A 23,131-nucleotide genomic window follows, 5' to 3' on the forward strand; every position below is an offset into this window, starting at 1 on the left:
TCGAAACCCTTCGGAACGGCCTTGCTCGCGCGTGGCGCGATCACGTGCACGAGGGTGCGTAGTCTAGCCAGTTGATGTTCGTTCCCGGTCATGACAGGTCGTGAATGTCGGGCAGATGTCCGATTTCCCTCGGCGCGCCGGGGTGGGGAACGTCCGTCATCCCGTGGGTGTCCGGCTCGTACGGATCCTTTCGGCGCCGAGGCGTTCGCCGCGCAGGACCCGCAGATGGAGCGCGGCCCAGGTGCGGTACGGCCGCCAGTTCTCCGAGATCTCGGTCGGTTCGCGCTCCGGCCCGTACTGCTCGGTGATCTCCGCCGCGAGCCTGCGTTCCTGGGTCGGCAGGACATCGGGGTGGTTCGCGCCGCGGACGACGACCAGTTCGGCGGCGAAGGCGCCCAGTCCCTTGACCTGTTGGACCTGTCGCATCGCGTCCCGCGGCTCCAGGGAGCGCAGTTGGGTGCCGTCGAGCACTCCGTCGAGAGCGGCCCGGGCGACGGCGTGCAGGTATTCGGTCTTGCGCCAGGGCAGTTCGACGTTCAGCCGGAGCAGGGCCTCGGGCGCCGGGAACGCGCCGCCGGTGCCGTAGCCGGAGACGAGGTCGCCGCGCAGGCCGCGGGCCGCGTTCATCCCGGTGCGCTGGGTCAGCACCGCCCAGGCGGCGGCCTCGTACGGGGAATGGAAGCCGCACGGGCGAAGTCCCGGCCGGCGGGCCTGGATCCGGCCGATCACCGGGTCGCGGTCGCCGACTCCGGGCCAGCCGCGGGCGTCGACGTCCAGGGACAGGAAGCGGCGCACCTGCTCGGCGGCGGCGTCCAGATCGCCGTCCCCCGTGATCGCGACCCGAGCGGTCGACCCGCTCTGTGTCACCTCCGCCGCGACCCGGTGCCAGTCGGCGTCGGCGTGGAAGACGGTACGCAGCGCCGCGCCCGCACCTCCGGTCTCGGCAGGTGGCACGGGTGCCATCTCCTCCCAGAACTCCCGGCTGTTCTCCAGGGACCAGGGACCTGCCACCTCGAACTCGACCACGTGCCGCGCCATGTCCGACCTCCCGCTCGGGACACATTCACCGTGTCTGTGAGCACCACTGTGGAGGCGATACCTGACAATTTCCGTCAACTATTCAGACGGTTCTGTATCCGGGGTGACCTGCGAGCAAGGGGAAAACGGGACGACCGCACGACGCGTGGCGTCGAGGCCGGCTATTGCATGTCATCCGTCGAGGCGAGGCGAGGCGAGGCGAGGCACTCGCACGGGCGGGTGATTCAGCCCTCGGAGCGCGCCGGGGCCGAAGCCGCGCCGACCAGCTCCCGCGGCCGCTCGTGCGACACGGTCCGCTCCACGGGCCCACGGCCGCCCTGCCGCCACAGCCACCCGATGTCGCGGCCGAACGACCACACGAGCAGCGCGAGGGCCGTCAGCACGGCCGTCATGTTCACGTCGTACGGCAGGACGTCGGCACCCGCGACCAGCAGGATGACGCCCTGCAGGGCCGCCACCGTCTTGCGCGCCATGCTCGGCGGCAGCTCGCCGTTCAGCCACGGCATCATCCGGGCCGCCGCGACGAACGCGTACCGCATCGTGCCGATCAGCAGCACCCACGGACCGAGCGACGTCCCGACGTACACGCTCAGCACGAGGATCAGGAACGCGTCCACCTCCATGTCGAAGCGCGCGCCCAGGGCGGAGGACGTGCCGGTGCGCCGGGCGACCTTGCCGTCGACGCCGTCGAGGATCAGGGCGACCGCCGTCAGACCGACCAGCAGACTCACCGGCGGCGAGCTCTGGAAGGAGTCCGCCACCAGCGCGGTGACGCCGCCCACCAGGATCGCGCGGCCGAGTGTCACCCGATTGGCGGGTCCGAAGGAGCGGGGCTGTGAGCGCCGCAGGGCGCGGGTGAGTACCGCCCAAGTGGCGATCGCGAAGGCCAGACCGGTCAGCCAGCCCGCGGGCCCCATCCCGATCGCCGTACCCAGCAGGGCCAGCAGCAGGAGCTGCACGCCGGCTCCCACCATGGTCTCCTGCTGGGGGAGCCTCGCGCCGTACATGTTGTTCAGGGCCACCGCAGATCCTCCGGCCGAATGACAGATTCGATCAACGCCGCGTACCGTGTCCGCGACTTGTCACTGCTCCGTACGTGAAGATCTGCTGAATCGTTCAGGGGGACGCTCATGGAACTCACAGCTCGCGCCTTCTGGCTCGCATCGCCGGGCCACGGTGAGATCCGGGACGTCACCCTGTCCGCGCCCACGGAGGGGGAGGTGCTGGTCCGCACGCTCTACTCCGGAGTCAGCAGGGGCACCGAGACCCTCGTGTTCCGCGGGGGAGTCCCGGAGAACCAGCACGCCTCGATGCGCGCGCCGTTCCAGGACGGGGATTTCCCCGCGCCCGTGAAATACGGCTATCTGAGTGTCGGCCGGGTGGAGGAAGGACCCGGGCATCTGCTCGGACGCACCGTCTTCTGCCTCTACCCCCACCAGACGCGGTACGTGGTCCCGGTGAGCGCCGTGACGGTCGTACCCGAGTCCGTGCCCGCCTCCCGTGCCATCCTCGCCGGCACCGTCGAGACCGCCGTGAACGCCCTGTGGGACGCCGCTCCGCTGATCGGCGACCGAATCGCGGTGGTCGGCGGCGGCATGGTCGGCTGCTCGGTCGCCGCGCTGTTTGCCCGCTTCCCCGGAGTACGGGTCCAGCTCGTCGACGCCGACCCGGCACGCGGTGCCGTCGCCCGCGCGCTCGGCATCGACTTCGCGCTCCCCGAGGACGCCGAAGGCGAACTCGACCTCGTCGTGCACGCCAGTGCCACCGAGGCCGGACTCGTCCGCTCCCTCGACCTGCTCGCCCGGGAGGGGACCGTCGTCGAGCTGAGCTGGTACGGCGACCGCCGGGTCTCTCTGCCGCTCGGCGAGGCCTTCCACTCCCGCCGGTTGACCCTGCGCAGCAGCCAGGTGGGTTCCGTTTCCCCCTCAGGCCGGGCCGGACGGACGTACGCCGACCGTCTGGCGCTCGCCCTGGACCTCCTCGCCGAACCGGCCTTCGACGCGCTGATCACCGGCGAGTGCGCCTTCGGGGAACTCCCCGACGTGATGGGGAAATTGGCGTCCGGATCGATACCCGCCCTGTGTCACCGTGTCGCCTACGAAGACGTTTGAGCCGACGAGAACCGGCCTGACCTCTACGGACTCCGAAGAAAGGGCGACAGGCGGCTGAACAAGGTGAACAGGACAGCCGTACTACACGACGTGATCCCGGCAGAGGATCAGACGCACCGCACCTGGAGGGTCGTCCGTTGTTCAGCATCACCGTCCGCGATCACCTGATGATCGCCCACAGCTTCCGTGGCGAGGTCTTCGGACCCGCGCAGCGCCTGCACGGGGCGACGTTCCTGGTGGACGCCACCTTCCGCCGCGCCGAGCTGGACGACGACAACATCGTCGTCGACATCGGACTGGCCACGCAGGAGCTCGGCGCCGTCGTGAGCGAGTTGAACTATCGCAATCTCGACAGCGAGCCGGACTTCAAGGACACCAACACCTCGACCGAGTTCCTGGCGAAGGTCATCGCCGACCGGCTCGCCGACCGCGTGCACGCCGGAGCCCTCGGCGCAGGTGCCCACGGCCTCGCCGGCATCACCGTCACCCTGCACGAGTCGCACATCGCCTGGGCGAGTTACGAGCGTGCGCTGTGACCGATGTGACCCTCGACAAGGCGTCCCCACCGTCCGGCCGTGCCGCCACGACCGCCGGACCGGGTGCCCTGAACTACGTGCCCGTGCAGAACGCGGCCATCAAGAACGCCGAGATCATTCCCATGTCCCTGCGCTCCGTGCACTTCGTCATGCCGGGCGGCGTCGACGACCCGGCCGCGCCGAGCGGCGGCAACGCCTACGACCGCCGGCTCTGCCTCGACCTGCCCGGCTTCGGCTGGCAGGTCCACCGGCACATCGTCCCCGGAGAGTGGCCCCGCCCCGGAGCCGCCGCCCGTACGGAACTCGCCCGGACCCTGGCCGACCTGCCCGACGGCACGGTCGTCCTGCTCGACGGGATCGTCGCCTGCGGAGTCCCCGAGATCGTCGCCCCCGAGGCCGACCGGCTGCGTCTCGTCGTCCTCGTCCATCTGCCGCTCGGCGACGAGACCGGACTCGAGCCCGCCGTGGCCGCCGAGCTGGACGCCCTGGAACGTACGACCCTGCGGGCCGTGTCGGCCGTCGTCGCCACGAGCGAATGGGCCGTCCGCCGGCTCGTCGCCCACCACGGTCTCGCCCCCGACCGTGTCCATGTCGCCGCGCCCGGCGCCGACATCGCACCCCTCGCCTCCGGCACCGACGGCGTCTCGCGGCTGCTGTGCGTCGCCGCGGTGACCCCGCGCAAGGGCCAGCACCGGCTCGTCGAAGCCCTCGCGACCGTCGCCGACCTGCCCTGGAGCTGTGTCTGCGTCGGCGGCCTCGGCCAGGACCCGGCCTACGTCGACCACCTGCGCTCCCTGATCGCGAAGCACGGCCTCGACGACCGGCTGCACCTCGCCGGACCGCAGGCCGGCGCCGAACTCGACGCCAGCTACGCCGCCGCCGACCTCATGGTCCTCACCTCGTACGCGGAGACCTACGGCATGGCCGTCACCGAGGCCCTCGCACGGGGCATCCCCGTGCTCGCCACGGACGTCGGCGGTCTGCCCGAGGCGGTCGGACGCGCCCCCGACGGCGGCGTGCCCGGCATCCTCGTCCCCCCGGAGGACCCGGCGGCGCTCGCCGCCGAGCTGCGCGGCTGGTTCGGCGAGGCCGACGTGCGCCGCCGGCTGAAGGCCGCCGCCCGCGGACGGCGTGCCGCGCTCGACGGCTGGGCGACCACGGCGCGCAGCCTGGCCTGCGTGCTCGGCCGGCTGCCCCAGGAACCCCGGAGGGCGGCGTGAGTACCGCGACGACTCCCGCGGGCGGGCCGGACTCCGGCATCCCCGAGGAGAAGGTGAGGACGGGCGTGCCCGGTCAGCGAGTCGGGGATCCGGACGCCGACGAGGTGCGCTACGCGCCTCAGTGGCTCCAACTGCGTGAACCCGCCGACGCCGCCGCGCGGGCGGCCGACCTGCTCGACCCGCTGCGCATCCGGCTGGCCAACCGGCCGGTACGCGGCGGCGACCTGGTCATCCACGACCTCGGGTGCGGCACCGGCTCCATGGGCCGCTGGCTGGCGCCCCGGCTCGACGGCCCCCAGCACTGGATCCTGCACGACCGGGACCCGTACCTCCTGCACTTCGCCACCGTCGGGGCGCCCAAGGTGGCGGCCGACGGCAGCCACGTCGGCATCACCACCCAGCGCGGTGACATCGGCCGGCTGACCGCGGACGCCCTGGCCGGCGCCTCCCTGGTGACCGCGTCGGCGCTGCTCGACGTGCTCACCGCCGAGGAGATCGACCGGCTCGCGTCGGCCTGCGCAGCCGCCGGGGTACCGGCCCTGCTGACGCTGTCCGTCGCCGGCCGGGTCGAACTCACCCCGGCCGACCCGCTGGACGCCGAGATCGCCGAGGCGTTCAACACCCACCAGCGGCGCGGCGAACTGCTCGGCCCGGACGCCGTCACGGCCGCCTGCGAGGCGTTCGCCCGCTACGGCGCGACCGTACGGGTGAACCCGAGCCCCTGGCGGCTCGGCGCAGACGAGGCCGCCCTCACCGCGGAGTGGCTGCGCGGTTGGGTCGGCGCGGCGGTGGAACAGCGCCCCGAGCTGGCGGAACGAGCGGAGTCGTATCTCGACTCCCGCCTGGCGGCGTGCGCCGCGGGCGAGTTGCGGGTGGTCGTCCACCACAGCGATGTGCTGGCCCTGCCCCACCCGGCCGGGGGTGCGGTGTGAGCGCGGGCCTGGAGACGCTGGGCGCGGCCGCCGTCCCGACGGCCGACACCCCGGACCTCGACGGCCCGCCCCTGAACACCCCGGCGGAGTCCGGTGTACCTGCCTCGCGGGCACCGGGCCCCGCGGGCGCCGAGCCGGAGTCCCCGGCCGGGGACTCCGGGAGCACCGCCGACGGTGAGACCTCCATGGGCTCCCGGGCCCGGCTCGCGTTCGGTCGTGTCAGCAAGCACCTCGGCACCGTCGCCGGCGTCCTCATCCTCGGAGTGCTGTTCTGGCGGCTGGGTACCGGGGTGTTCGTGGACGGGCTGCGGCGGATCGACGGGACCACACTGGCGGCGGCCATCGGGATCGGGCTGCTCACCACGGTGTTCAGCGCCTGGCGCTGGTGCCTGGTCGCCCGCGAGCTGCGCATCCGGCTCCCGCTGGGCGAGGCCGTCGCGGACTACTACCGCGCGCTGTTCCTGAACGCCGCCCTGCCCGGCGGAGTCCTCGGCGATGTGCACCGGGCCGTGCGGCACGGGCAGAGCGCCGGTGACATCGGCCGGGGCGTGCGTGCGGTGGTGCTCGAACGAACCGCGGGACAAGCCGTGTTGGTGGCCGTCGGCGCGGTGGTACTGCTCACCCAGCCGTCACCGGCGCTCCAGCAGTCCCGCGAGGTCGCGCTGGTCCTCGCGATCGTCCTGGTGGCCGGCGCGGTGACCTTCGGCGTCGTCCGTAGGCGCCGCACCCCCTCCGGCGCCGACCGGTACGGCGCCGTCCGCGGCGCGCTCGTCGAGGCGCGGGGTGCTCTGCTGGCCCGGCGCAGCTGGCCCGGTGTGACGCTCGCGTCGGTCATGGTGCTCGCCGGTCACCTGGCGATGTTCGTGCTCGCCGCACGGGCCGCCGGATCGACCGCGTCCGTCGTCCGGTTGATGCCGCTGGCCCTGCTCGCCCTGCTCGCCATGGGGCTGCCGCTGAACGTCGGCGGCTGGGGCCCCCGCGAGGGCGCCACCGCCTGGGCGTTCGGCGCCGCCGGCCTCGGCGCGGGCATGGGCCTCACCGTCGCGGTGATCTACGGAGTGCTCAGCTTCGCGGCGAGCCTGCCCGGCGCCGTGGTCCTTTTCGTCCGGTGGGGTGCCGCGCTCCGGCGCCCCCGCGAGGAGAGCGCGGGAGGGCCCGATCAGTGCAGCGTCTCGGACGTCACCAGGGAGAAATACGCTCCGAAGGCCTCGGTCAGCCCGGCGAGGAGTTCCTTCCCCTTCTCGGCGCCGGCCATCGAGGGACGGCCGATGACCCCGGACTCGGTATAGGCCGACATGCCGAGGGTGAGCAGATGCCGACGGTCGTCGGCGACGAAATCGGAGGTCTCATAACCGTCTTTGACGTATTCCGGATGGGCATGCAGGAGAATGGACGTCTCGATTTCTCCCGCGTGCATATCAGTGAGCAACGACGTCTGCACACCGGCCCGTTCACACGCGCCTTCCCAGTCCTCCATGGCCGGGAAAAGCGCCATGCGCGTACCGGTGCCCGCGGATTCCTGGACTACATTGCCCAGTACGTAATTCCCTCCGTGACCGTTGACCACCACCAGGGTGTCGACGCCCGATCGCCGCAACGAGGCGGCGATGTCCCAGACCACGGCGTACAGGGTCACGGAGGAAATGCTGACGGTGCCCGGCCAGGCGGCGTGCTCGTGCGAGCAGGAGATCGTCACCGGAGGAAGAAGATGCACCGGATAGGCGTCCGCGATCTCTCGCGCGATGGCGCACGCCACGAGTGTGTCGGTCGTCAGGGGCAGGTAGGCACCGTGCTGTTCGAGGCTGCCGACGGGAAGGACGGCGACCTGGCGGGCGACACCGGCCCCCCGCTCGCGGACATCCTCCGTGGTGTCCAGTGACAGCACCCTGGACACCGTCGCGCGCGTTCCCGAACTACTCATGTTTTCACGGCCCTTTCGACTCTGCTTAGGAACCAGATCATGACAGATAACTTTGGCGTACTCGGCGGGAATGCCCACCTCACAGGTGTCGAACGAGTCGTGATTGCCCCACTGCCCACCGAGTACGGCGATTTCCATGCCGTGGGCTACCTCGACCACGACCGCGGCGAGGAACAAGTCGTCCTCGTCTACGGCGACTTGGACACCCTCAGGGAAGGGGACGTGCTCACCCGGCTGCATTCCGAATGCCTCACCGGCGACGCTTTCGGATCGCAGCACTGCGAGTGCGGCCCCCAGCTCACGGCCTCGCTGCGCGCCATCGTGGCAGAGGGCCGCGGCGTCCTCGTCTACCTCCGGGGCCACGAGGGCCGGGGCATCGGCCTGCTCGCCAAGCTGAAGGCGATGAAGCTCCAGGCGGAGGGGCTCGACACCGTCGAGGCGAACCTCGCCCTCGGACTGCCGGTGGACGCCCGCGACTACCGGGTGGCGGCGGAGATGCTGCACGACCTCGGCGTACGGTCCGTTCGGCTGCTGTCGAACAACCCGCGCAAGCGTGAGTCGCTGCTGCGCCACGGCATCAAGGTCGCCGAGCAGGTGCCGCTGCTGATACCGCCGTGCGAGGACAACCTCAGCTATCTGCTGACCAAGCGGGAGCGCCTCGACCACTACCTGCCCCACCTGGACAGCGAGGAGTGGGCCAAAGCGATCTTTTGCGAATCGGCGAAGACGGTTGTCACTGAGGAATGACGGAAGACGATCTCGCCCCGCTGTTCCTCTCACGCGAGCAGGTGACACGGCTGCTGGACACCGACGCGGCGATCGCCTCGCAACGCGCGGCCTTCACCGCGCTCGGTGACGGCACCGCGGAACTGCCCGGCAAGATCATGCACGCCGGCCGCTTCGATGACAGCGTCGTGTTCGCGTACCTGGCACGCCTGTCCGCGGACACCGGGGCGGTCGCCAAGTTCGGCAGCGTCAATCCCGGCAACGCGGCGGCCGGGCTGCCGTCCGTCCACGCGGTGATCAACGCGCTCGACCCGGTCACCGGGCGGCTCGTCGCCGTCATGGACGGCACCGCCGTCACGACCCTGCGCACGGCCGCCGCGAGCGCGGTCGCCTTCGACGTGCTGGCCGGCGCCGACAGCGCGGAACTGGGCCTGCTCGGTTCCGGCACCCAGGCACTCGCCCACGCGCGGGCCGTCGCCCGGGTGCGCGAGCTGCGGTCCGTACGGCTGTGGAGCCCACACCCCGGCCGACGGGCAGGGGCGGCGCAGCGCCTCGCGGCCGAGCTCGGTGTCGCCGTCGAGGCCGTCGACTCGGCGGAGGAGGCCGTGGCCGGGCTGCCGATGGTCGCCGTCTGCACCCTCAGCACCACGCCGGTCGTCCGGGGCGCCTGGCTGGCCCCGGGCTGCACGGTCGTCAGCGTCGGATCCTTCGAGCCCACCCGCAGCGAGGTCGACGCCGAGGTGCTCCGGCGGGCCGCCGCGGTGGTCGTCGACGATCCACGGACGGCGGCCGAACACGCCGGACCGGTGGTGGACGCGCTGCGGGAGGGCCGGCTCGCCCGGGGGGACCTGATCGCACTCGGCGATGTCCTCACCGGCCGGCGGCGGGCCCGCACGCGGCCCGAGGACATCGTCTTCTACAACAGCGTCGGGCTCGGCGTCCAGGACGCCGCCGCGGCGTGGGCCGTCCTCCATGCGGCCCAGGCGCCAGGACCCACATCATGACCTCCGCGCGCATGGCCGGACGCGGTGTCAGGGGTACGAGCATCGCCTGCCACCGGGCCGGACGGGTAGCGCCGGAATCCTCGCGCCCCGAGCTCAACCCCATATGATCGCGGCGCACTTGGGGTCGCCCGACGGGGCCGGACGGGTCCCTCCTCCAAGTGGCGGGGGAGGACCATGAAGACGGCGGCGCAGATGCCGACGGCCCGCACGGCACCCTGGCGCAGCGCCGCATTCCGGCGGTTCGTGCTGGCCAATCTGATCTCGGCGACGGGATCGGCGATGGCGCCGCTCGCGCTCGCCTACGCGGTGATCGGAGAGGGCGGCGGAGCCGGATCGCTCGGCCTGGTGCTGGCCGTGAACACCGTTCCGACGGTCGCCTTCCTGCTGGTGGGCGGGGTGCTCGCGGACCGGATGTCCCGCAGCCGCATTCTGCTGGTGGGCAACCTGATCGCGGCGGCGGCACAAGGGGCGCTCGCCGTCATCGTGCTGAGCGGCACGGCCTCGACCGGCTCCATCGCCGCCTGCGGCTTCCTCTCGGGAGTCGCCGTGGCGTTCACCGTGCCCGCCGGTCAGGGCGTGCTGAACCAGCTGGTGGCGCCGGAGCACCTGCAACAGGCCAACGCGCTGGTCAGGCTGCCGACCAATGCCGTACGGGTGCTCGGGCCCGTGGTGGGCGGTCTTGTCGTCGCGCTCTGCGGACCGGGATGGGCGCTGACCTGGGACGCCCTCACGTTCCTGATCGCGGCCCTGCTGCTGAACGGGCTGCGCCTGGACGCCCCCGTCACAGCCAACAGCCCCCTGAGCGATCTGCGCACGGGCTGGGCCGGCTTCCGTTCCCGCACCTGGCTGTGGACGTACACGGTGTCCGGGATGGTCGTGGTCGCCGCCTGGCTGGCCGGGTTCCAGATGCTCGGACCGGTCCTCGCCGCGCGGCTGTACTCCGGCGCGAGCTCCTGGGGCCTGGTGCAGGGAGCGTTCGCGCTCGGGTTGCTGGCGGGCGCGCTGCTGTGCCTGTGGTGGAAGCCGTACCGGCTGCTCGTCGTCGCCGTGAGCACCGCCTCCCTGCTCTTTCTGCCGCTGACGGCGATGGGGCTCGGACTGCCCCTGCCCGCCGTCCTGTTCGCCGCACTTCTCGCGGGTATCGGCCTGGACGTCGCGATCGTCGCGTGGACCACCGCCTTCCAACTACACATACCCGAGAACGAGTTGGGGCGGGCGGCCTCCTTCAACAATGTCGGGGAGCGGCTCGCGATCCCGCTCGGCTACCTGCTCGCCGCCCTGGCCGCGGGCGCCTGGTCCGACCGCGACGTGCTCCTGGTCTGCGCGGGCGTGATCGTGGCCGCCACGGTGCTCAACCTGTGCGTACGGGACGTTTACCGCATCAACCGGTCACCCGAGCAGCCGAGTTGAGCCGCCCCCCGCCGCTCAGGAGGCCGTCACCGCTTCGTGCACAAGCCGCTTGAGCTCCGGGAAGACCGAGTGGGAAGCCGTCGGGCGGAGCTGGCTCAGGAACTGCACGGTCAGGTCGCGCCGGGGGTCGACCCAGAAGGTCGTGGTGGCCACTCCGCTCCAGCCGAACGCGCCCTGGCTGGAAGGGGCCCGGGTGAGCGCCGAGTCGACCACGACGGAGACGCCCAGGCCGAAACCGAGGCCCGCGTTGCCGGGTTCCTGGTGGACGGGGCTGCCGAAGGAGCGGCGGTCGGCGTTGCCGGGCAGGTGGTTGGCCGCCATCAGGTCCACGGTCTCCGGGCGGAGCAGACGGGTGCCGTCGAGTTCACCGCGTCGGCGGAGCATCTCCATGAAGCGGTGGTAGTCGTGGGCGGTGGCGACCATCCCGCCGCTCCCGGACAGGAAGCGGGGCCGGCCGTGCAGCGGGAGCCCGGCGATCGGGGTGAGTTCCCCTTCGTCGTCCTCCCCGTACAACTCGGCCAGCCTGAGAGCCTGTTCGTCCGTGACCTGGAAACCGGCGTCCGTCATCCCGAGCGGGCCGAGGATCCGCTCGTGGAGGAAGTCGTCGAGATCCCGGCCCGACACCACCTCGATGACGCGGCCGAGGACATTGGTGGCGACCGAGTAGTTCCACTGGGTGCCCGGCTCGAACTGGAGCGGCAGCTGGGCGTACACCTCACAGGTCTCGGCCAGGTCGGCGCCCGGTGCCACCGAGGACTCCAGACCGGCGTCCCGGTAGAGCTCGTCGACGGGATGCGTGTGGTAGAAACCGAAGGTCAGGCCCGCTGTGTGGGTCAGCAAGTGGCGGATCAGAATGGGCTGCTCGGCCGGCCGCGTCGTCGTGCCGGCCCCCGCCCCGCCGACGTACACCCGCGGCTCGGCGAAGGCCGGAAGGAAGTCGGCGACGCGGTCGTCGAGTTCGAGGCGGCCCTCTTCGAGGAGCATCAGCGCGGCGACCGACGTGACCGGCTTGGTCATGGAGTAGATCCTCCACAACGTGTCGCTCTCCACCGGGAGTCCGGCGGCCCGGTCGCGTCGGCCGTACGTGGTGAGGTGGGCGACCTGTCCGTGCCGGGAGACGGCGACCAGGTAGCCGGGCAGCCGGCCGTCGTCGACCAGACGGGCGAAGTGCCGGTCGAGGCGCTCCAGCGCCTCGGCGTCGAGGCCGACGGCTCCCGGCTCGACTTCCTGTCGCAGATGTCCCATGGCTCTCCTCCGGGCTGCGGCTCGTGTCCTTCATCGTCCCAAACGGGCTGGTGAGGCGTCGTCCGGACTCCCCTGGGCGGTGCTCACGGTGTTCTTGTGCCCCGGAAGCCTCACGGCGAGCAGCATTCCCGCCGCGGAGAATGCCGCGAGCGCGGTCAGCGGGGGACCGACTGCGGCGCCGGGCGTCACCGCCATCAGCGTGGCCGCCACCGCGATCCCCAGCGTGGGTCCGACGTTCATCGCCGCCTGCTGCAACCCGCCCGCCACACCGGCCGACGCCGCGGACACGTGCCGTACGACGACCGCCGTCGCGGTCACCATCACCGTCGCGAAGCCGGCTCCCAGCAGCAGGAAGCCCGTTGCGACGGGCACGGCCGTGGACGTCTCGTCGAGCCGCGCCAGGAGCAGGACACCGAGCGTGAGGACGAGCGTTCCGGCCATGGTCGTCCGCCGCGGGCCGAGCCTGCGCAGCAGGACGGCGGCGACGGGAGCGCCGAGCACCATCATCACGCCGCCCGGCAGGGCCCGCAGGCTGGTCTCCAGCGGGTCGAGATTCAGGGTCCGCTGGAGGAAGTAGCTCGCGACGAACAGCGTGCCGAGCATGGCGGCGGAAGCGGCCACCAGAATGCCGAGCGCCGCGCCGACGGTCGCCGAACCGAGGACCTCGGCCGGCACCAGGGGGCTCGCGGTACGGCGTTCCCGGCGCACGAACGCGGCGCCCGAGGCGGCCGCCACGGCCAGTCCGGCCACGGTCGCCGCCGGCCGGCCGGTGTCCGGTACGGCGACCAGTGTGTGCACCAGGGCGACCAGGGCCACCGTGAGCAGACAGGCGCCCGGCACATCGAGGCCGTCGGCCGCTGCGGGGCGGACGGGCCCGGTCTCCGGGTCGGCCGGCGCCCGGACGGTGAGCGCCGCAACGCCCATCAGCAGCGCGGGCAGCACGTTGAGGAAGAAGACGGACCGCCATCCGAAGTGGCTGACCAGCGCGCCGCCGACCAGCGGACCGGCGGCCGCGGCGAGACCGATGGCGCTCGTCCGCAGCGCGATGGGCATTCCGAGCCGGTCGGGCGGGTACGCGGCGCGCAGCATGCCGAGCGTGGCCGGTTGCAGCAGCGCACCGAACACGCCCTGAGCGACCCGCAGCGCGATCACCCAGCCGATCCCGGGTGCGACGCCGATCCCCGCCGACGCGGCCCCGAAGCCCAGGATGCCGAGGGCGAAGATCCGTCGGTGCCCGTAGCGGTCCCCGAGGCGTCCGGCGAAGACCAACAGGCCCGCCACAGCGATGAGATAGCTGGTGCTGGTCCACTGGACCTCCGCGAACGAGGCGTCCAGGTCGCGTTGCAGCGTGGGCTGCGCGACGGTGAGGACCGTGCCGTCTAGGGCGACGATCACGGCACCTACGACGCTGCTCGCGAGGGTGATCCGGCGGTGCGCGATCGCGGGTGCGGGATGCTGCGCGGCCCTCGTGGCGGGACGGCGGGCGGTGCTGCCCGTGCCGGGTGTGTTCACCGTTCCTCCGGTCCGAGGTGCGCGTCGAGCGCCGCGCGCAGCAGCGGTACGTGGTCGGCGGCGCCCGTAGTGAGCTTCAGGCTCCCCCAGCCCCACAGTTGGGCGATGCCGTGCAGGTTCGCCCACAGGGCACCCGCGAGGATCCGGGCGTCGGCCTCCGGGCGCACCCGGCCGACGAGGTCCACCAGCACCCCGAACATCGGCAGACTGGTCTCGCGGAGCCCCAACCGGTTGCTCTCCAACAGGTCGTGACGGAACATCAGCTCGTACATGCCGCGCTGGGTCAGCGCGAAGTCCAGGTAGACCTCCGCCAAGCCGGTGAGCTGGGCGCGCGGGTCGGTCCCGCTGTCGGCGGCAGCCTTCGCCGCCCGGTCCCGGAGGTCGGTGAAGCCGCGGCGCGCGATGGCGGACAGCAGCTCCAGATGGGTCGGGAAGTAGCGGCGCGGGGCACCGTGCGAGACCCCGGCGCGGCGGGCGATCTCCCGCAATGTCAGTGCCTGCGCGCCCTCCCGCGTCACGAGATCGACTCCGACGTCGATCAGGCGCGTCCTCAGGTCGGTGGTCTCCGGCTCGCTCATAGACACTGTCTACCAGGTGGACGTAGACACTGTCTACGGACCCGCGGGGAGGTGGCTGGAGCCACGGAGGCCGTCGGCGCGGAATGACGTACCGGATCCGGGGCGTTGATACTCATATGACTGAGGAAGCGACCCAGGACGCTGCGCAGGACGCACTGCTCAAGCTGCTCTCCGAGTACAAGGGCGGGGTGCTCGTCACCCTCAAGAAGGACGGCCGGCCCCAGCTGTCGAACGTCAGCCACGTCTACTACCCCGACGAGGGGGTCATCCGCGTGTCGCTCACCGACGACCGCGCCAAGACCCGCAACCTGCGCCGGGACCCGCGGGCCTCGTACCACGTGACCAGCGCGGACCGGTGGGCGTACACGGTCGTCGAGGGGACGGCCGAGCTGACCCCCGTCGCCGGGGATCCGCACGACGAGACGGTCGAGGAGCTGATCCGGGTCTACCGGGACGTCCTCGGCGAACACCCCGACTGGGACGAATACCGTGCCGCCATGGTCCGCGACGGCCGGTTGGTCCTGCGGCTGCACGTGGAACGGGCGTACGGGATTCCCGGACGCTGAGACGCACGCTCGCCGCCGCCGATCCGCGGTCTCCGGGCTGCTGCGACGGCATCCGACGAGGGCTCCGCGCACACCGGCCGTCCCTGAATCCGGCCGGGGTGCGCGGAGTCTCACCCCCAAGGGTGCCGCAGAAGCGAGCGTTTCGGGGAAGGTGATCGTCGGGCCCGGTGCGTGGTGTACCAAATGCCCTACAGGGCGCGGATGTTCCGGGGGGCCGGTGCCATGACAGCACGCGTCACCACAACCGACCTGACCAACTCCTACTGGTGTGAGGTGACCTTGTAGCTGCCGTGCTGCTTCACCTTCAGGTAGACGTAGCCGGCTTCAAAGTGGCCACCGGTAACTCCAGCCACAGCAGTGAAGGCCCCGTGGCGCCACACCACCCTGCCGTTGACGGCGACGGTGTCGGCCTGGCCGGAGACCGGGATCGCGATGGTGCCACTGGTGGCCTTGGGGGCATGGACGGTGAGACTGAACCGATCGGCGCCAGTCCTGGCGGTCCAGCGGACGTCGATGTCGCCGTGCGGGGTAGGAACACTTCCTCGTGTCCAGGTGAGGTCTCCGGGGTGGGGCTGGACTGTCCAGCCGGCGTATCCCGCTGTGTCCGGACGAACGCCCAGGACGTAGCTCGACAACGCGGATGTCGGGGCCGTGGACCATCCGTGGGACAGGCTCGTCCCCGACCCCAGGCCAGGTGTCCCGTCGCTGCCGGAGATGTTCTCCCACATGGTCCCGGTATCGTTCGGGCCTGGAGCGATCATGTGACCCCACACATTGTGCAAGAGCTCCTGCGCGTTCGCGGTGTCGCCGGCCGCCAGGCGTGCCTGGAGTTCGAACCCGCTGATGAAGGGGCTGACCAGGTCTCTGTTGCCTGCGTCGGAGGAGAAGGGAAGCGGTCCGTAGGGGGAGCTCCACAGGGCCGACTTGAGCTTGGCCAGGATCTCCTCATGCTTCGAGGACGGCGCGACTCCGTACAGGACGGCCAGGGCGTTGGCGTCCTGCGCGACTCCTGACTGGGTGTCACTGATTTTGTAGAGGCCGCTCTTCGAGTCGTAGAGACGCTCATTGATCCGCGTTTTCAGCGTCTCGGCATCCGCCCTGTAGGCGGTGGCTTGTGAGGCCTCTCCTGCGGCAGTCGCCAGTGCCGCACCGTCGAGCAGTGTCTTGTAGTAAAGGATGTTGTAAGCGGAGACCTCGCCGCCCTTGTCGCCGTCGTAGAAGTCCCAGTCCGCGCCGTCGACTCCGGCTCTCGTCGAGAACAAGCCGTTCCCGTCGAGCCGCGTCGCGTTCCAGGCGAGCTCACGCTTGACGGCGGGCCATTGCCCGGCGATGAAATCCTTGTCGCCGGTGTGGAGGTAGTAGCTTGCCAGGCCCGCGACGAAGTACATGGAGTACGTGGCCGAGTAGGTGGTCGTGTCGCCCGGGATGAGCGGTCCGAGGTGCGGCACGGTCGCCGGGTGAAGGGCGCCGGGAACGAACCCGCTGGAGAGCTGCCGGCTGCCCAGCAGGTTCAGGGACTGCTTGATGTACTCCGGGTTGTTCACGGAGTAGTAGTCGGTGAGGCCCTCGACCAGGATGTCGCCGCTCCAGATCGCGCGGTCGCGCCTGGCTCCGTCGAGAACCGACGCCAGCGCGTTGGACCCCGGTGGAGTGAAGTCGGCGAGGGCGGCGGGAGTGGTCAGAGGGGTGCTGTAGAGCGCCTTGCCTGTACTGCTGACGACAGTGAGGTCCTTGAAGGCCGCCTTCTCGTCGCCGAACTCACGAAACCCTATGGTCCCAGCGGGATTGGCAAGGGTGCTGGAGGGCAGAGCCGACGTGTCGAGGCGGTCGATCCGCCCGCCGTCCAGCGAGATCGTCATGCTGGTTCCGGACACCGTGGTAACCACTGTGTGCCAGGTCCCCTCGTCCACGGAGGACGGCAGAGCTACGGAGCCGAGGCTGGTGTAGGCCCCGTCACGGACGTTGAACTCCTGCAGCGTGTTCGGGGCACCGCCGGTGTCGGTGCTGTCATCGAGAATGAACAAGTAGCCGTTCTGAGAGTTCTGCGCGCGGACCATCCACCCGGCCTGGTTGTGGAGAATCTTCGTCCGGAAGGTCGTCGTGTAGTCGCTCCAGGAGGCTCCACGATTCAGGACCCCAGCGCCGTCATTGATCTTCGAACCGCCGGCATTCAACGCGCCGTCCTGGACGGACCAGGACCCGGGAAGGGAGTTGGCCGGAACGAGATCGGTCTGCAGGGTGTAAGCCCCGGCGTACCAGATCTTGTTCAACTCGTCCGAACTCGAGAGGAAGTGGCCCCCGTACCCGTCCGCCTGGGTGCGGTCGGCGATGTAGTTGATTCCAACCTTGCTCAGTGTCAGGCGGCCAGGCGTGGAGAGCGTGATCTGCTGGTACCGCTCGCCTCCCTGCGCGGAGCGGTTGGTGATCGTGCCCGGCCCGGAGACCTGGTAGGTGTCGGTTCGAGAACTGTCCCCGTCGGCCCATGGGGGCGACCCGTCACCGGAGGGGGTCATGTACTGCTGGCCCTCGCTGTACGCGGCCTTCAGGGTCGGGGACCCGGACTTGGCGGTGACGTTGAAGTAGGGCAGGCCGCCTACCTCTTGGGCGTAGTCGAGAAGGATGGTCGGTGCTTCTCCGCCGTCGACGTAGGTCAGCGTTGCTCCGCCCGACCCGCCGCACAGCAGGTTCCGGGCGCCTTCGACGGCGCCTGACGTGCTGACCACGGAAACTGGGCACACATCGGAACGCTTCGGAGTCCGGACGTACTCCCGCCAGTCACTGGGGACCCGGGGCGCCTTGGAGTCGGGTGCATGCTCCGCGGAGACGAGAGCCGGCGTCGCTGCTGTGGCGGACGGTGCCATCGGCTGCGCGAGCATGGCGAGGACGAGGGCGAGGCCCAGCGAGATGGCTGCGCCGGCCGAGCTCCGTCTGCGGGGTAGATGCCTTCTGCCGTAAATGATCATGCGTACTCCGAGGTTGCGGGTGCTTCCCTTGATGGTCCGGACGCGACGATGCTCCGCCGAGGAATGCGCAGGCCAGGGCGGGTGGATGACGGCTCGAATTGCTTTGAAACGATTCAATTCGATTCTGCAAGACGCAAGCTATGCAGGAGCTGTAAGTACGTCAACCCATGGCGCAGGTCTTGTCGTGTCAACCGGGCACGCCGGCAGGCCCAGGAGGCTCTCGGGACCGGTGGGCGCTGCTGGACCAGGCCGATGCCCCTCGAGCGTTCGGCCTCGATGATCCGTCGTTTGCGGCGCTGCCCGCCCCTTCCGGCCCGTCCAGGCCCGGGCGGAGGGCGTGCGACTCCGGACGAGCTTGCTGGGGCGCGTGGTGAGCTGGAGACTTTCGCGACGGAGGTGTTCGAGCCGTTTGGGCGCACGGACCAGCGCCGGTGGGGGCAAATGGGTCCCACCGAAAGCTCTTCCCGTGCTCAGTTTGCCGCGCGGTCCGCCGTCAGATAGGCGATGACCATGTCGCCGAGCATCGCCCGATAGTGCTCCCGCTGGTCCGGTGCGATCAGATCGCGGCCGAACAGGGCGCCGAACGTATGGCGGTTGGAGACCCGGAAGAAGCAGAACGCGCTGATCATCGCGTGCAGGTCCACGGCGTCGACGTCGGCGGTGAACAGGCCTGACTTCCGGCCGGTCGCCAGGATCCGGCCGATCACGTCGAGCGCGGGCGAGCCGATGCTGTCCAGCTCCTCGGAGGTGACGATGTGTTCGGCCTCGTGGATGTTCTCGATGGTCACCAGGCGGATGAAGTCGGGGTGCGCCTCATGGTGGTCGAACGTCAGCTCGGCGAGCCGGCGGATGGCCGCGACCGGGTCCAGGTGCTCGACGTCCAACTCCTGCTCGGCCTGCCGGATCGCCGAGTAGGCGCGTTCCAGGACCGCTGTGAAGAGCCGCTCCTTGCCGCCGAAGTAGTAGTAGATCATCCGCTTGGTGGTGCTGGTGCGGGCGGCGATCTCGTCGACCCGGGCGCCCGCGAATCCGGCGCGGGAGAACTCCTGGGTCGCCACGTCGAGAATCTCGGCCTTGGTGCGGGCGGCGTCGCGGATGCGCCCCCCAGGTCGTGCCGGTTCTTCGACGCTGGTCATCGGGTTCCTTCGGGCGAGACGGTCGGTGCCCGCGATTCTAGAAGCAGGGCGCGGCGACGTGGGGTCGCCCAGGCTCCCTCTCCGTACGTCGCCCTCGCCACCGACGACGTGACCGACGCCGCCAGGCGCTTTCGCGCGGCGGGCGGCCGTCCGCCGGCGATGCCCGCGAACTACTACGACGACCTGGCGTCCTCGGACGCGCCGGAGCCCCGGCCACCGGGCCGGCCCGCCCGCCTCACCGGAGGTGTCGAGCGGGTCGGAGACCTGGTGCGCCGGGGCCCGGCCAGCGGGAGGACCCGGAGTCGCAGCCCTACAGGTCGAACTCGTGCGGCGACAGCTCGAGCGTGAAGCACGCCTCCCGCACGACGGCCTGCTCGGTCTTGTCGAAGTCGCCGTCGGCGCCGCCGATGACGATGCCGATCTGGATGACGGCGCGCGCTTCGGCGGGCTTCTTCTTCGCCTTGGCGATCTCCTGGAGGACACTGACCTTGCCGAAGGCGAAGTCGACGGTCAGCTTGTTCAGGTTCTCGTCGAAGCGGCGCTGGAGGTCAATGGCGTCGAAGTTCTGCAGCACCTCGTTCGTGGCGATGAGCTGGGCCACCCGCTGCCGCTCGGACGGGTCGATCGAGCCGTCCGCCGCGGCGACGAGCGCGCACATCGCCATGCTCGCGTCACGGAACGCGCCGCTCTTCAGATCGTTCTTCTTCGCCACGAGCTGGGTCTGCATCGTCGACGCGGACTCCTTGATGCGGTCCCACAGAGCCATCCCTTGTTCTTCGCAGGGAATCCCGGCTTTCAGGCCGGGCGGGAATGCGATCCTCGGCCGGAGGCGCGAAGCGCCGGAGATCACTGCGCTTGTGCGGTGACGGTCATGCCGGGCGCTTCTGGTTCTCGATGTAGTCCTTGACAATGCTCAGCGGTGCGCCGCCGCAGGACCCCGCGAAGTAGGACGGGGACCAGAACACCGAGCCGGTCCCGATCCGGTTGATCCGGCCGGTGTACTCCGCGCGCAGGTAGCGGGAGCTGACGCCTTTGAGGCCGTTGACGAGCTTGGACAGGGCGATCTTCGGCGGGTAGCGCACGAGCAGGTGGACGTGATCGCCTTCGTCGTTGAACTCCCGCAGTTCCGCGCCGAAGCTCTCGCACACATCGCGCATGATCTCCTCGCAGCGCGTCAGCATCTCGCCGTTGAAGATCTCCCGCCGGTACTTCGTGACGAGCACCAAGTGGGCGTGCAGGTGGCGGATTGCGTAATTTCCTCATTTCATATGAGGATCTGGTTCTTGATGGAGTGAGATACACCAAGATAGTAGGATCGAGCGAACTCGACCAGAGGGGGTGGGCTGGATGATCCGTGCGTACAAATTCCTCCTGCGGCCCACCGTCCGCCAGGGTCAGGCGCTGGGCGAGATGCTGCGGGACCACTGCTCCCTCTACAACGGGGCCTTGCAGGAACGCCGTGACGCCTACCGGCACGCCTCGAAGAGCACCGTCAGGTACGGGATGCAGTCCGCGCAGCTCAAGGAGATCCGGGCGTTCGACCCTGAGCGCCAGGGCCGCTGGTCGTTCTCCTCGCAGCAGACCACCTTGCGCCGCCTGGACAAGGCGATGCAGGCGTTCTTCCGCCGCGTCAAGGCTGGGCAGACGCCCGGTTACCCTCGCTTTCGTGGGGTGAACTGGTTCGACACGGTGGAGTTCCCGAAGGACGGGGACGGCTGCCGCTGGGACTCCACCCCGCACGACCCGGTCACCCGGGTCCGCTTCCAGGGCGTCGGCCATGTCAAGGTCAACCAGCACCGCCCGGTGGCCGGCAGGGTCAAGACGGTGGCGGTCAAGCGCGAGGGCCGTAAGTGGTTCGTCGTGCTCACCGCCGAACAGGACCAGCCGCAGCCGCTGCCCACGACCGGCAGCGTGCTCGGGATCGACCTGGGCATCGCGAACTTCCTCGCCGACTCCAACGGCGCCTTCGTGCCCAACCCGCGCCACGGCCGCCGTGCAACTGCGAAGCTCCAAGCCGCACAGCAGGCCCTGTCCAGGTTCCCCCGCTGCAAGGCCAAGGACCGCACCGGCAACCACCGGCGCGCGGTGGACAAGGTTGCCCAACTCCACGGCAAGGTACGCCGCCAGCGCCTCGACCACGCACACAAGAGCGCCCTCGACCTGGTCCGCGCACACGACTTCATCGCGCACGAAGACCTCAAGATCCGCAACATGAACAGGGCCCCCGCATCCAGGCCCGACCCCGGCCGGCCGGGCACCTTCCTGCCCAACGGGGCTGCCGCCAAGGCTGGGCTCAACAAGTCGATCGCCGATGCCGGTTGGGGGGTGTTCCTGACGATCCTGCACGCCAAGGCTGAGAGCGCCGGACGAGAAGTGATCGCCGTGGACCCCCGCAACACCTCCCGCACCTGCCCCGAATGCGGGCACACCGCCAAGGAGAACCGGCCCACCCGAGAAAAGTTCCACTGCGTCGCCTGCGGACATATTGCGCACGCCGACACCGTGGCAGCCACCAACGTTCTACGGGCCGGGCTGGTCCGTCGCGACGCCGACCCGGCGTAACGAGAAGCCCCCGGCTTCAGCCGGAGGAGGAGTCACACGTAGTCAAGAGTCCGGTCCGCCCGAGCGGGCGGACCGGAAACCTCTTCGGTTTCCACGGACCGGAAACCTCTTCGGCTTCTACAGCACGGTAGAAACTAGCGGACCGCGGCGGAAGTTCCCGATTCGTTCCACGTGGCGATCACCGGATCGCCGTGCTCGGTGGAGAGCCGACTGACGGTCCCGGTCGAGAGCTGGAACAGTCGCCCCGACTCGGCCGGCAGGCCCAGCCGGCGGGCCGTGAGGACACGCAGGAAGTGCGCGTGCGCCACCAGCACCACATCGCCGGGGTGGTTGCAGAGCGCGGCGTCCACCCGGGAGAGCACCCGGTCGGCGCGCACCCCCACTTCGCGAGGCGACTCTCCGGGGTGGCCGTCCGGGCCGGGCGGCACTCCGTCGTTCCACAGCACCCAGTCGGGCCGGGCCCGGTGGATGGCGATGGTGGTGATTCCCTCGTAGCCGCCGTAGTCCCACTCGTGCAGATCGGGATCGATCCGCGCGCCGGACAGCCCCGCGAGCTCGGCGGTCCGTACCGCACGGTCGAGGGGACTGGTGAGGACCTGGGCGAAGGAGTGCCCGGCGAAGAACGGCGCAAGGGACTTGGCCTGCTCCTCGCCGTGCCCGGTGAGCGGAAGATCGGTCCAGCTGGTGTGCTGTCCCGTCAGGGTCCACTCGGTCTCTCCGTGGCGGACCAGGATGAGATCGCCCATGTCCGTCCTACTTCGCCGACTCGACGGCGTGGCCGCCGAACTGGTTGCGCAGCGCCGCGATCATCTTCATCTGCGGCGAGTCGTCCTGGCGGGACGCGAAGCGCGCGAAGAGGGACGCGGTGATGGCGGGCAGCGGAACGGCGTTGTCGATGGCCGCCTCGACGGTCCAGCGGCCCTCGCCGGAGTCCTCCGCGTAGCCGCGCAGCTTGTCCAGGTGTTCGTCGCCGTCCAGGGCGTTGACCGCGAGGTCGAGCAGCCAGGAGCGGATGACGGTGCCCTCCTGCCAGGAGCGGAACACCTCACGCACGTCGGTGACCGAGTCGACCTTCTCCAGGAGCTCCCAGCCCTCGGCGTAGGCCTGCATCATGGCGTACTCGATGCCGTTGTGGACCATCTTGGAGAAGTGGCCCGCGCCCACCTTGCCGGCGTGCACGAAGCCGAAGTCGCCCTCCGGCTTGAGCGCGTCGAAGACCGGCCGCACCTTCTCGATGTTCTCGGCGTCGCCGCCGACCATCAGCGCGTAGCCGTTCTCCAGGCCCCACACGCCGCCCGAGACGCCGGCGTCGACGAAGCCGATGCCCTTGGCCGCCAGCTCCTCGGCGTGCTTCTCGTCGTCGGTCCAGCGGGAGTTGCCGCCGTCCACGACCGTGTCGCCGGCCTCCAGCAGGTCGCCGAGTTCGTCGATGACGGACTGGGTGGGGGCGCCGGCCGGCACCATCACCCAGACCACGCGCGGGCCTTCGAGCTTGCCCACGAGTTCGGCGAGGCTGTGCACGTCGGCGACGTCCGGATTGCGGTCGTAGCCTATGACGGTGTGCCCCGCGCGGCGTATCCGCTCGCGCATGTTGCCACCCATCTTGCCGAGACCGATGAGTCCGAGCTGCATGTTGTTCACTTTGTGGGGCTCCAGAGTGTGATGTAGATT

Annotated in this window: 21 protein-coding genes and 1 pseudogene; 10 read left to right on the forward strand and 12 right to left on the reverse strand. The window is 70.3% G+C overall.

Going from position 1 to position 23,131, the window contains the following annotated elements; translation table 11 throughout:
* Window positions 1–156 precede the first annotated feature (156 nt).
* Together ACZ4N5_RS07775 and ACZ4N5_RS07780 are read right to left on the reverse strand one after the other, a co-directional pair.
* Window positions 157–1,038 carry a DNA-3-methyladenine glycosylase 2 gene (locus tag ACZ4N5_RS07775; RefSeq protein ID WP_467756202.1) on the reverse strand — a complete coding sequence of 294 codons (882 nt, stop codon included), beginning with the start codon at window positions 1,036–1,038 and terminating at the stop codon, window positions 157–159.
* 224 nt (window positions 1,039–1,262) lie between these two features.
* The gene (locus ACZ4N5_RS07780) at window positions 1,263–2,060 is read right to left on the reverse strand and encodes a CDP-alcohol phosphatidyltransferase family protein (RefSeq protein WP_467756203.1); all 798 of its coding nucleotides are present in this window, start codon (window positions 2,058–2,060) and stop codon (window positions 1,263–1,265) included.
* 108 nt (window positions 2,061–2,168) lie between these two features.
* On the opposite strand from ACZ4N5_RS07780, the gene ACZ4N5_RS07785 reads away from it, so the two are divergent.
* From ACZ4N5_RS07785 to ACZ4N5_RS07805, 5 genes and pseudogenes are all read left to right on the forward strand, one after another.
* Window positions 2,169–3,149: a zinc-dependent alcohol dehydrogenase gene (locus tag ACZ4N5_RS07785; protein ID WP_467756204.1), complete on the forward strand. Its 981-nt coding sequence runs from the start codon at window positions 2,169–2,171 to the stop codon at window positions 3,147–3,149.
* A 137-nt stretch (window positions 3,150–3,286) separates the two neighbouring features.
* Window positions 3,287–3,685 carry a 6-pyruvoyl trahydropterin synthase family protein gene (locus ACZ4N5_RS07790; RefSeq protein WP_326784542.1) on the forward strand — a complete coding sequence of 133 codons (399 nt, stop codon included), beginning with the start codon at window positions 3,287–3,289 and terminating at the stop codon, window positions 3,683–3,685.
* Entirely contained in the window at window positions 3,682–4,905 is a 1,224-nt protein-coding gene (locus ACZ4N5_RS07795; RefSeq protein ID WP_467756205.1) for a glycosyltransferase family 4 protein, read from the forward strand. The genes ACZ4N5_RS07790 and ACZ4N5_RS07795 overlap by 4 nt, the downstream gene beginning before the upstream one ends.
* A complete protein-coding gene (locus tag ACZ4N5_RS07800; protein ID WP_467756206.1) occupies window positions 4,902–5,837 on the forward strand; it encodes a class I SAM-dependent methyltransferase in 936 nt (311 codons plus the stop codon). Before ACZ4N5_RS07795 ends, ACZ4N5_RS07800 begins: the two co-directional genes overlap by 4 nt.
* 185 nt (window positions 5,838–6,022) lie before the next feature.
* A pseudogene (locus ACZ4N5_RS07805) lies at window positions 6,023–6,856 on the forward strand (lysylphosphatidylglycerol synthase transmembrane domain-containing protein); the annotation flags it as partial.
* A gap of 140 nt (window positions 6,857–6,996) precedes the next feature.
* Here the strand turns inward: ACZ4N5_RS07805 and ACZ4N5_RS07810 are convergent.
* Window positions 6,997–7,758, reverse strand: coding sequence for a creatininase family protein (locus tag ACZ4N5_RS07810; RefSeq protein ID WP_467756317.1), 762 nt, complete (start codon window positions 7,756–7,758; stop codon window positions 6,997–6,999).
* A 39-nt stretch (window positions 7,759–7,797) separates the two neighbouring features.
* On the opposite strand from ACZ4N5_RS07810, the gene ribA reads away from it, so the two are divergent.
* From ribA to ACZ4N5_RS07825, 3 genes are all read left to right on the forward strand, one after another.
* Window positions 7,798–8,505: a GTP cyclohydrolase II gene (ribA, locus tag ACZ4N5_RS07815; RefSeq protein WP_467756207.1), complete on the forward strand. Its 708-nt coding sequence runs from the start codon at window positions 7,798–7,800 to the stop codon at window positions 8,503–8,505.
* Window positions 8,502–9,488 (forward strand): ornithine cyclodeaminase family protein, encoded by a 987-nt coding sequence (locus ACZ4N5_RS07820; protein ID WP_467756208.1) that lies wholly within the window; start codon window positions 8,502–8,504, stop codon window positions 9,486–9,488. Before ribA ends, ACZ4N5_RS07820 begins: the two co-directional genes overlap by 4 nt.
* Before the next feature lie 174 nt (window positions 9,489–9,662).
* A complete protein-coding gene (locus tag ACZ4N5_RS07825; RefSeq protein ID WP_467756209.1) occupies window positions 9,663–10,898 on the forward strand; it encodes an MFS transporter in 1,236 nt (411 codons plus the stop codon).
* Window positions 10,899–10,913: 15 nt separating this feature from the next.
* Here the strand turns inward: ACZ4N5_RS07825 and ACZ4N5_RS07830 are convergent, their stop codons facing one another.
* The 3 genes from ACZ4N5_RS07830 to ACZ4N5_RS07840 all read right to left on the reverse strand — a co-directional run bounded on the left by ACZ4N5_RS07830 (window position 10,914) and on the right by ACZ4N5_RS07840 (window position 14,233).
* Window positions 10,914–12,143 (reverse strand): serine hydrolase domain-containing protein, encoded by a 1,230-nt coding sequence (locus tag ACZ4N5_RS07830; RefSeq protein WP_467756210.1) that lies wholly within the window; start codon window positions 12,141–12,143, stop codon window positions 10,914–10,916.
* 30 nt (window positions 12,144–12,173) lie between these two features.
* The gene (locus tag ACZ4N5_RS07835) at window positions 12,174–13,583 is read right to left on the reverse strand and encodes an MFS transporter (protein WP_467756318.1); all 1,410 of its coding nucleotides are present in this window, start codon (window positions 13,581–13,583) and stop codon (window positions 12,174–12,176) included.
* Between the two features lie 68 nt (window positions 13,584–13,651).
* Window positions 13,652–14,233: a TetR/AcrR family transcriptional regulator gene (locus ACZ4N5_RS07840; RefSeq protein ID WP_467756211.1), complete on the reverse strand. Its 582-nt coding sequence runs from the start codon at window positions 14,231–14,233 to the stop codon at window positions 13,652–13,654.
* 116 nt (window positions 14,234–14,349) lie between these two features.
* Between ACZ4N5_RS07840 and ACZ4N5_RS07845 the strand changes: the two genes are divergently transcribed.
* On the forward strand, window positions 14,350–14,799 hold the full coding sequence (locus tag ACZ4N5_RS07845) for a PPOX class F420-dependent oxidoreductase (protein WP_467756212.1): 450 nt from the start codon (window positions 14,350–14,352) through the stop codon (window positions 14,797–14,799).
* Window positions 14,800–15,059: 260 nt separating this feature from the next.
* On the opposite strand, the gene ACZ4N5_RS07850 is transcribed toward ACZ4N5_RS07845, so the two are convergent.
* From ACZ4N5_RS07850 to tnpA, 4 genes are all read right to left on the reverse strand, one after another.
* Window positions 15,060–17,762, reverse strand: coding sequence for an alpha-L-rhamnosidase-related protein (locus ACZ4N5_RS07850; RefSeq protein WP_467756213.1), 2,703 nt, complete (start codon window positions 17,760–17,762; stop codon window positions 15,060–15,062).
* Window positions 17,763–18,232: 470 nt separating this feature from the next.
* Window positions 18,233–18,898, reverse strand: a complete 666-nt coding sequence (locus tag ACZ4N5_RS07855; RefSeq protein ID WP_467756214.1) for a TetR/AcrR family transcriptional regulator — start codon at window positions 18,896–18,898, stop codon at window positions 18,233–18,235.
* 310 nt (window positions 18,899–19,208) lie between these two features.
* Complete coding sequence (locus ACZ4N5_RS07860) at window positions 19,209–19,664, reverse strand: tellurite resistance TerB family protein (RefSeq protein ID WP_467756215.1); 456 nt, start codon at window positions 19,662–19,664, stop codon at window positions 19,209–19,211.
* Window positions 19,665–19,767: 103 nt separating this feature from the next.
* Window positions 19,768–20,145 carry an IS200/IS605 family transposase gene (gene tnpA / locus ACZ4N5_RS07865; protein ID WP_467756319.1) on the reverse strand — a complete coding sequence of 126 codons (378 nt, stop codon included), beginning with the start codon at window positions 20,143–20,145 and terminating at the stop codon, window positions 19,768–19,770.
* Between the two features lie 100 nt (window positions 20,146–20,245).
* Between tnpA and ACZ4N5_RS07870 the strand changes: the two genes are divergently transcribed.
* Window positions 20,246–21,460, forward strand: coding sequence for an RNA-guided endonuclease InsQ/TnpB family protein (locus tag ACZ4N5_RS07870; protein WP_467756216.1), 1,215 nt, complete (start codon window positions 20,246–20,248; stop codon window positions 21,458–21,460).
* Window positions 21,461–21,594: 134 nt separating this feature from the next.
* Here the strand turns inward: ACZ4N5_RS07870 and ACZ4N5_RS07875 are convergent, their stop codons facing one another.
* Window positions 21,595–22,206: a histidine phosphatase family protein gene (locus ACZ4N5_RS07875; RefSeq protein ID WP_467756217.1), complete on the reverse strand. Its 612-nt coding sequence runs from the start codon at window positions 22,204–22,206 to the stop codon at window positions 21,595–21,597.
* Between the two features lie 7 nt (window positions 22,207–22,213).
* Window positions 22,214–23,116, reverse strand: coding sequence for a phosphogluconate dehydrogenase (NAD(+)-dependent, decarboxylating) (gene gnd / locus ACZ4N5_RS07880; RefSeq protein ID WP_467756320.1), 903 nt, complete (start codon window positions 23,114–23,116; stop codon window positions 22,214–22,216).
* Window positions 23,117–23,131: the final 15 nt, after the last annotated feature.

The organism is Streptomyces sp. NPDC026500 (genome assembly GCF_055567635.1).

Bases quoted from the DNA above. Each gene is read 5' to 3' on its own strand.
- ACZ4N5_RS07775 (WP_467756202.1), bottom strand. From the start codon at position 1,038: ATGGCGCGGCACGTGGTCGAGTTCGAGGTGGCAGGTCCCTGGTCCCTG.
- ACZ4N5_RS07785 (WP_467756204.1), top strand. From the start codon at position 2,169: ATGGAACTCACAGCTCGCGCCTTCTGGCTCGCATCGCCGGGCCACGGT.
- ACZ4N5_RS07810 (WP_467756317.1), bottom strand. From the start codon at position 7,758: ATGAGTAGTTCGGGAACGCGCGCGACGGTGTCCAGGGTGCTGTCACTG.
- ribA (WP_467756207.1), top strand. From the start codon at position 7,798: ATGACAGATAACTTTGGCGTACTCGGCGGGAATGCCCACCTCACAGGT.
- ACZ4N5_RS07820 (WP_467756208.1), top strand. From the start codon at position 8,502: ATGACGGAAGACGATCTCGCCCCGCTGTTCCTCTCACGCGAGCAGGTG.
- ACZ4N5_RS07825 (WP_467756209.1), top strand. From the start codon at position 9,663: ATGAAGACGGCGGCGCAGATGCCGACGGCCCGCACGGCACCCTGGCGC.
- ACZ4N5_RS07830 (WP_467756210.1), bottom strand. From the start codon at position 12,143: ATGGGACATCTGCGACAGGAAGTCGAGCCGGGAGCCGTCGGCCTCGAC.
- ACZ4N5_RS07840 (WP_467756211.1), bottom strand. From the start codon at position 14,233: ATGAGCGAGCCGGAGACCACCGACCTGAGGACGCGCCTGATCGACGTC.
- ACZ4N5_RS07845 (WP_467756212.1), top strand. From the start codon at position 14,350: ATGACTGAGGAAGCGACCCAGGACGCTGCGCAGGACGCACTGCTCAAG.
- ACZ4N5_RS07850 (WP_467756213.1), bottom strand. From the start codon at position 17,762: ATGATCATTTACGGCAGAAGGCATCTACCCCGCAGACGGAGCTCGGCC.
- ACZ4N5_RS07855 (WP_467756214.1), bottom strand. From the start codon at position 18,898: ATGACCAGCGTCGAAGAACCGGCACGACCTGGGGGGCGCATCCGCGAC.
- ACZ4N5_RS07860 (WP_467756215.1), bottom strand. From the start codon at position 19,664: ATGGCTCTGTGGGACCGCATCAAGGAGTCCGCGTCGACGATGCAGACC.
- ACZ4N5_RS07870 (WP_467756216.1), top strand. From the start codon at position 20,246: ATGATCCGTGCGTACAAATTCCTCCTGCGGCCCACCGTCCGCCAGGGT.
- ACZ4N5_RS07875 (WP_467756217.1), bottom strand. From the start codon at position 22,206: ATGGGCGATCTCATCCTGGTCCGCCACGGAGAGACCGAGTGGACCCTG.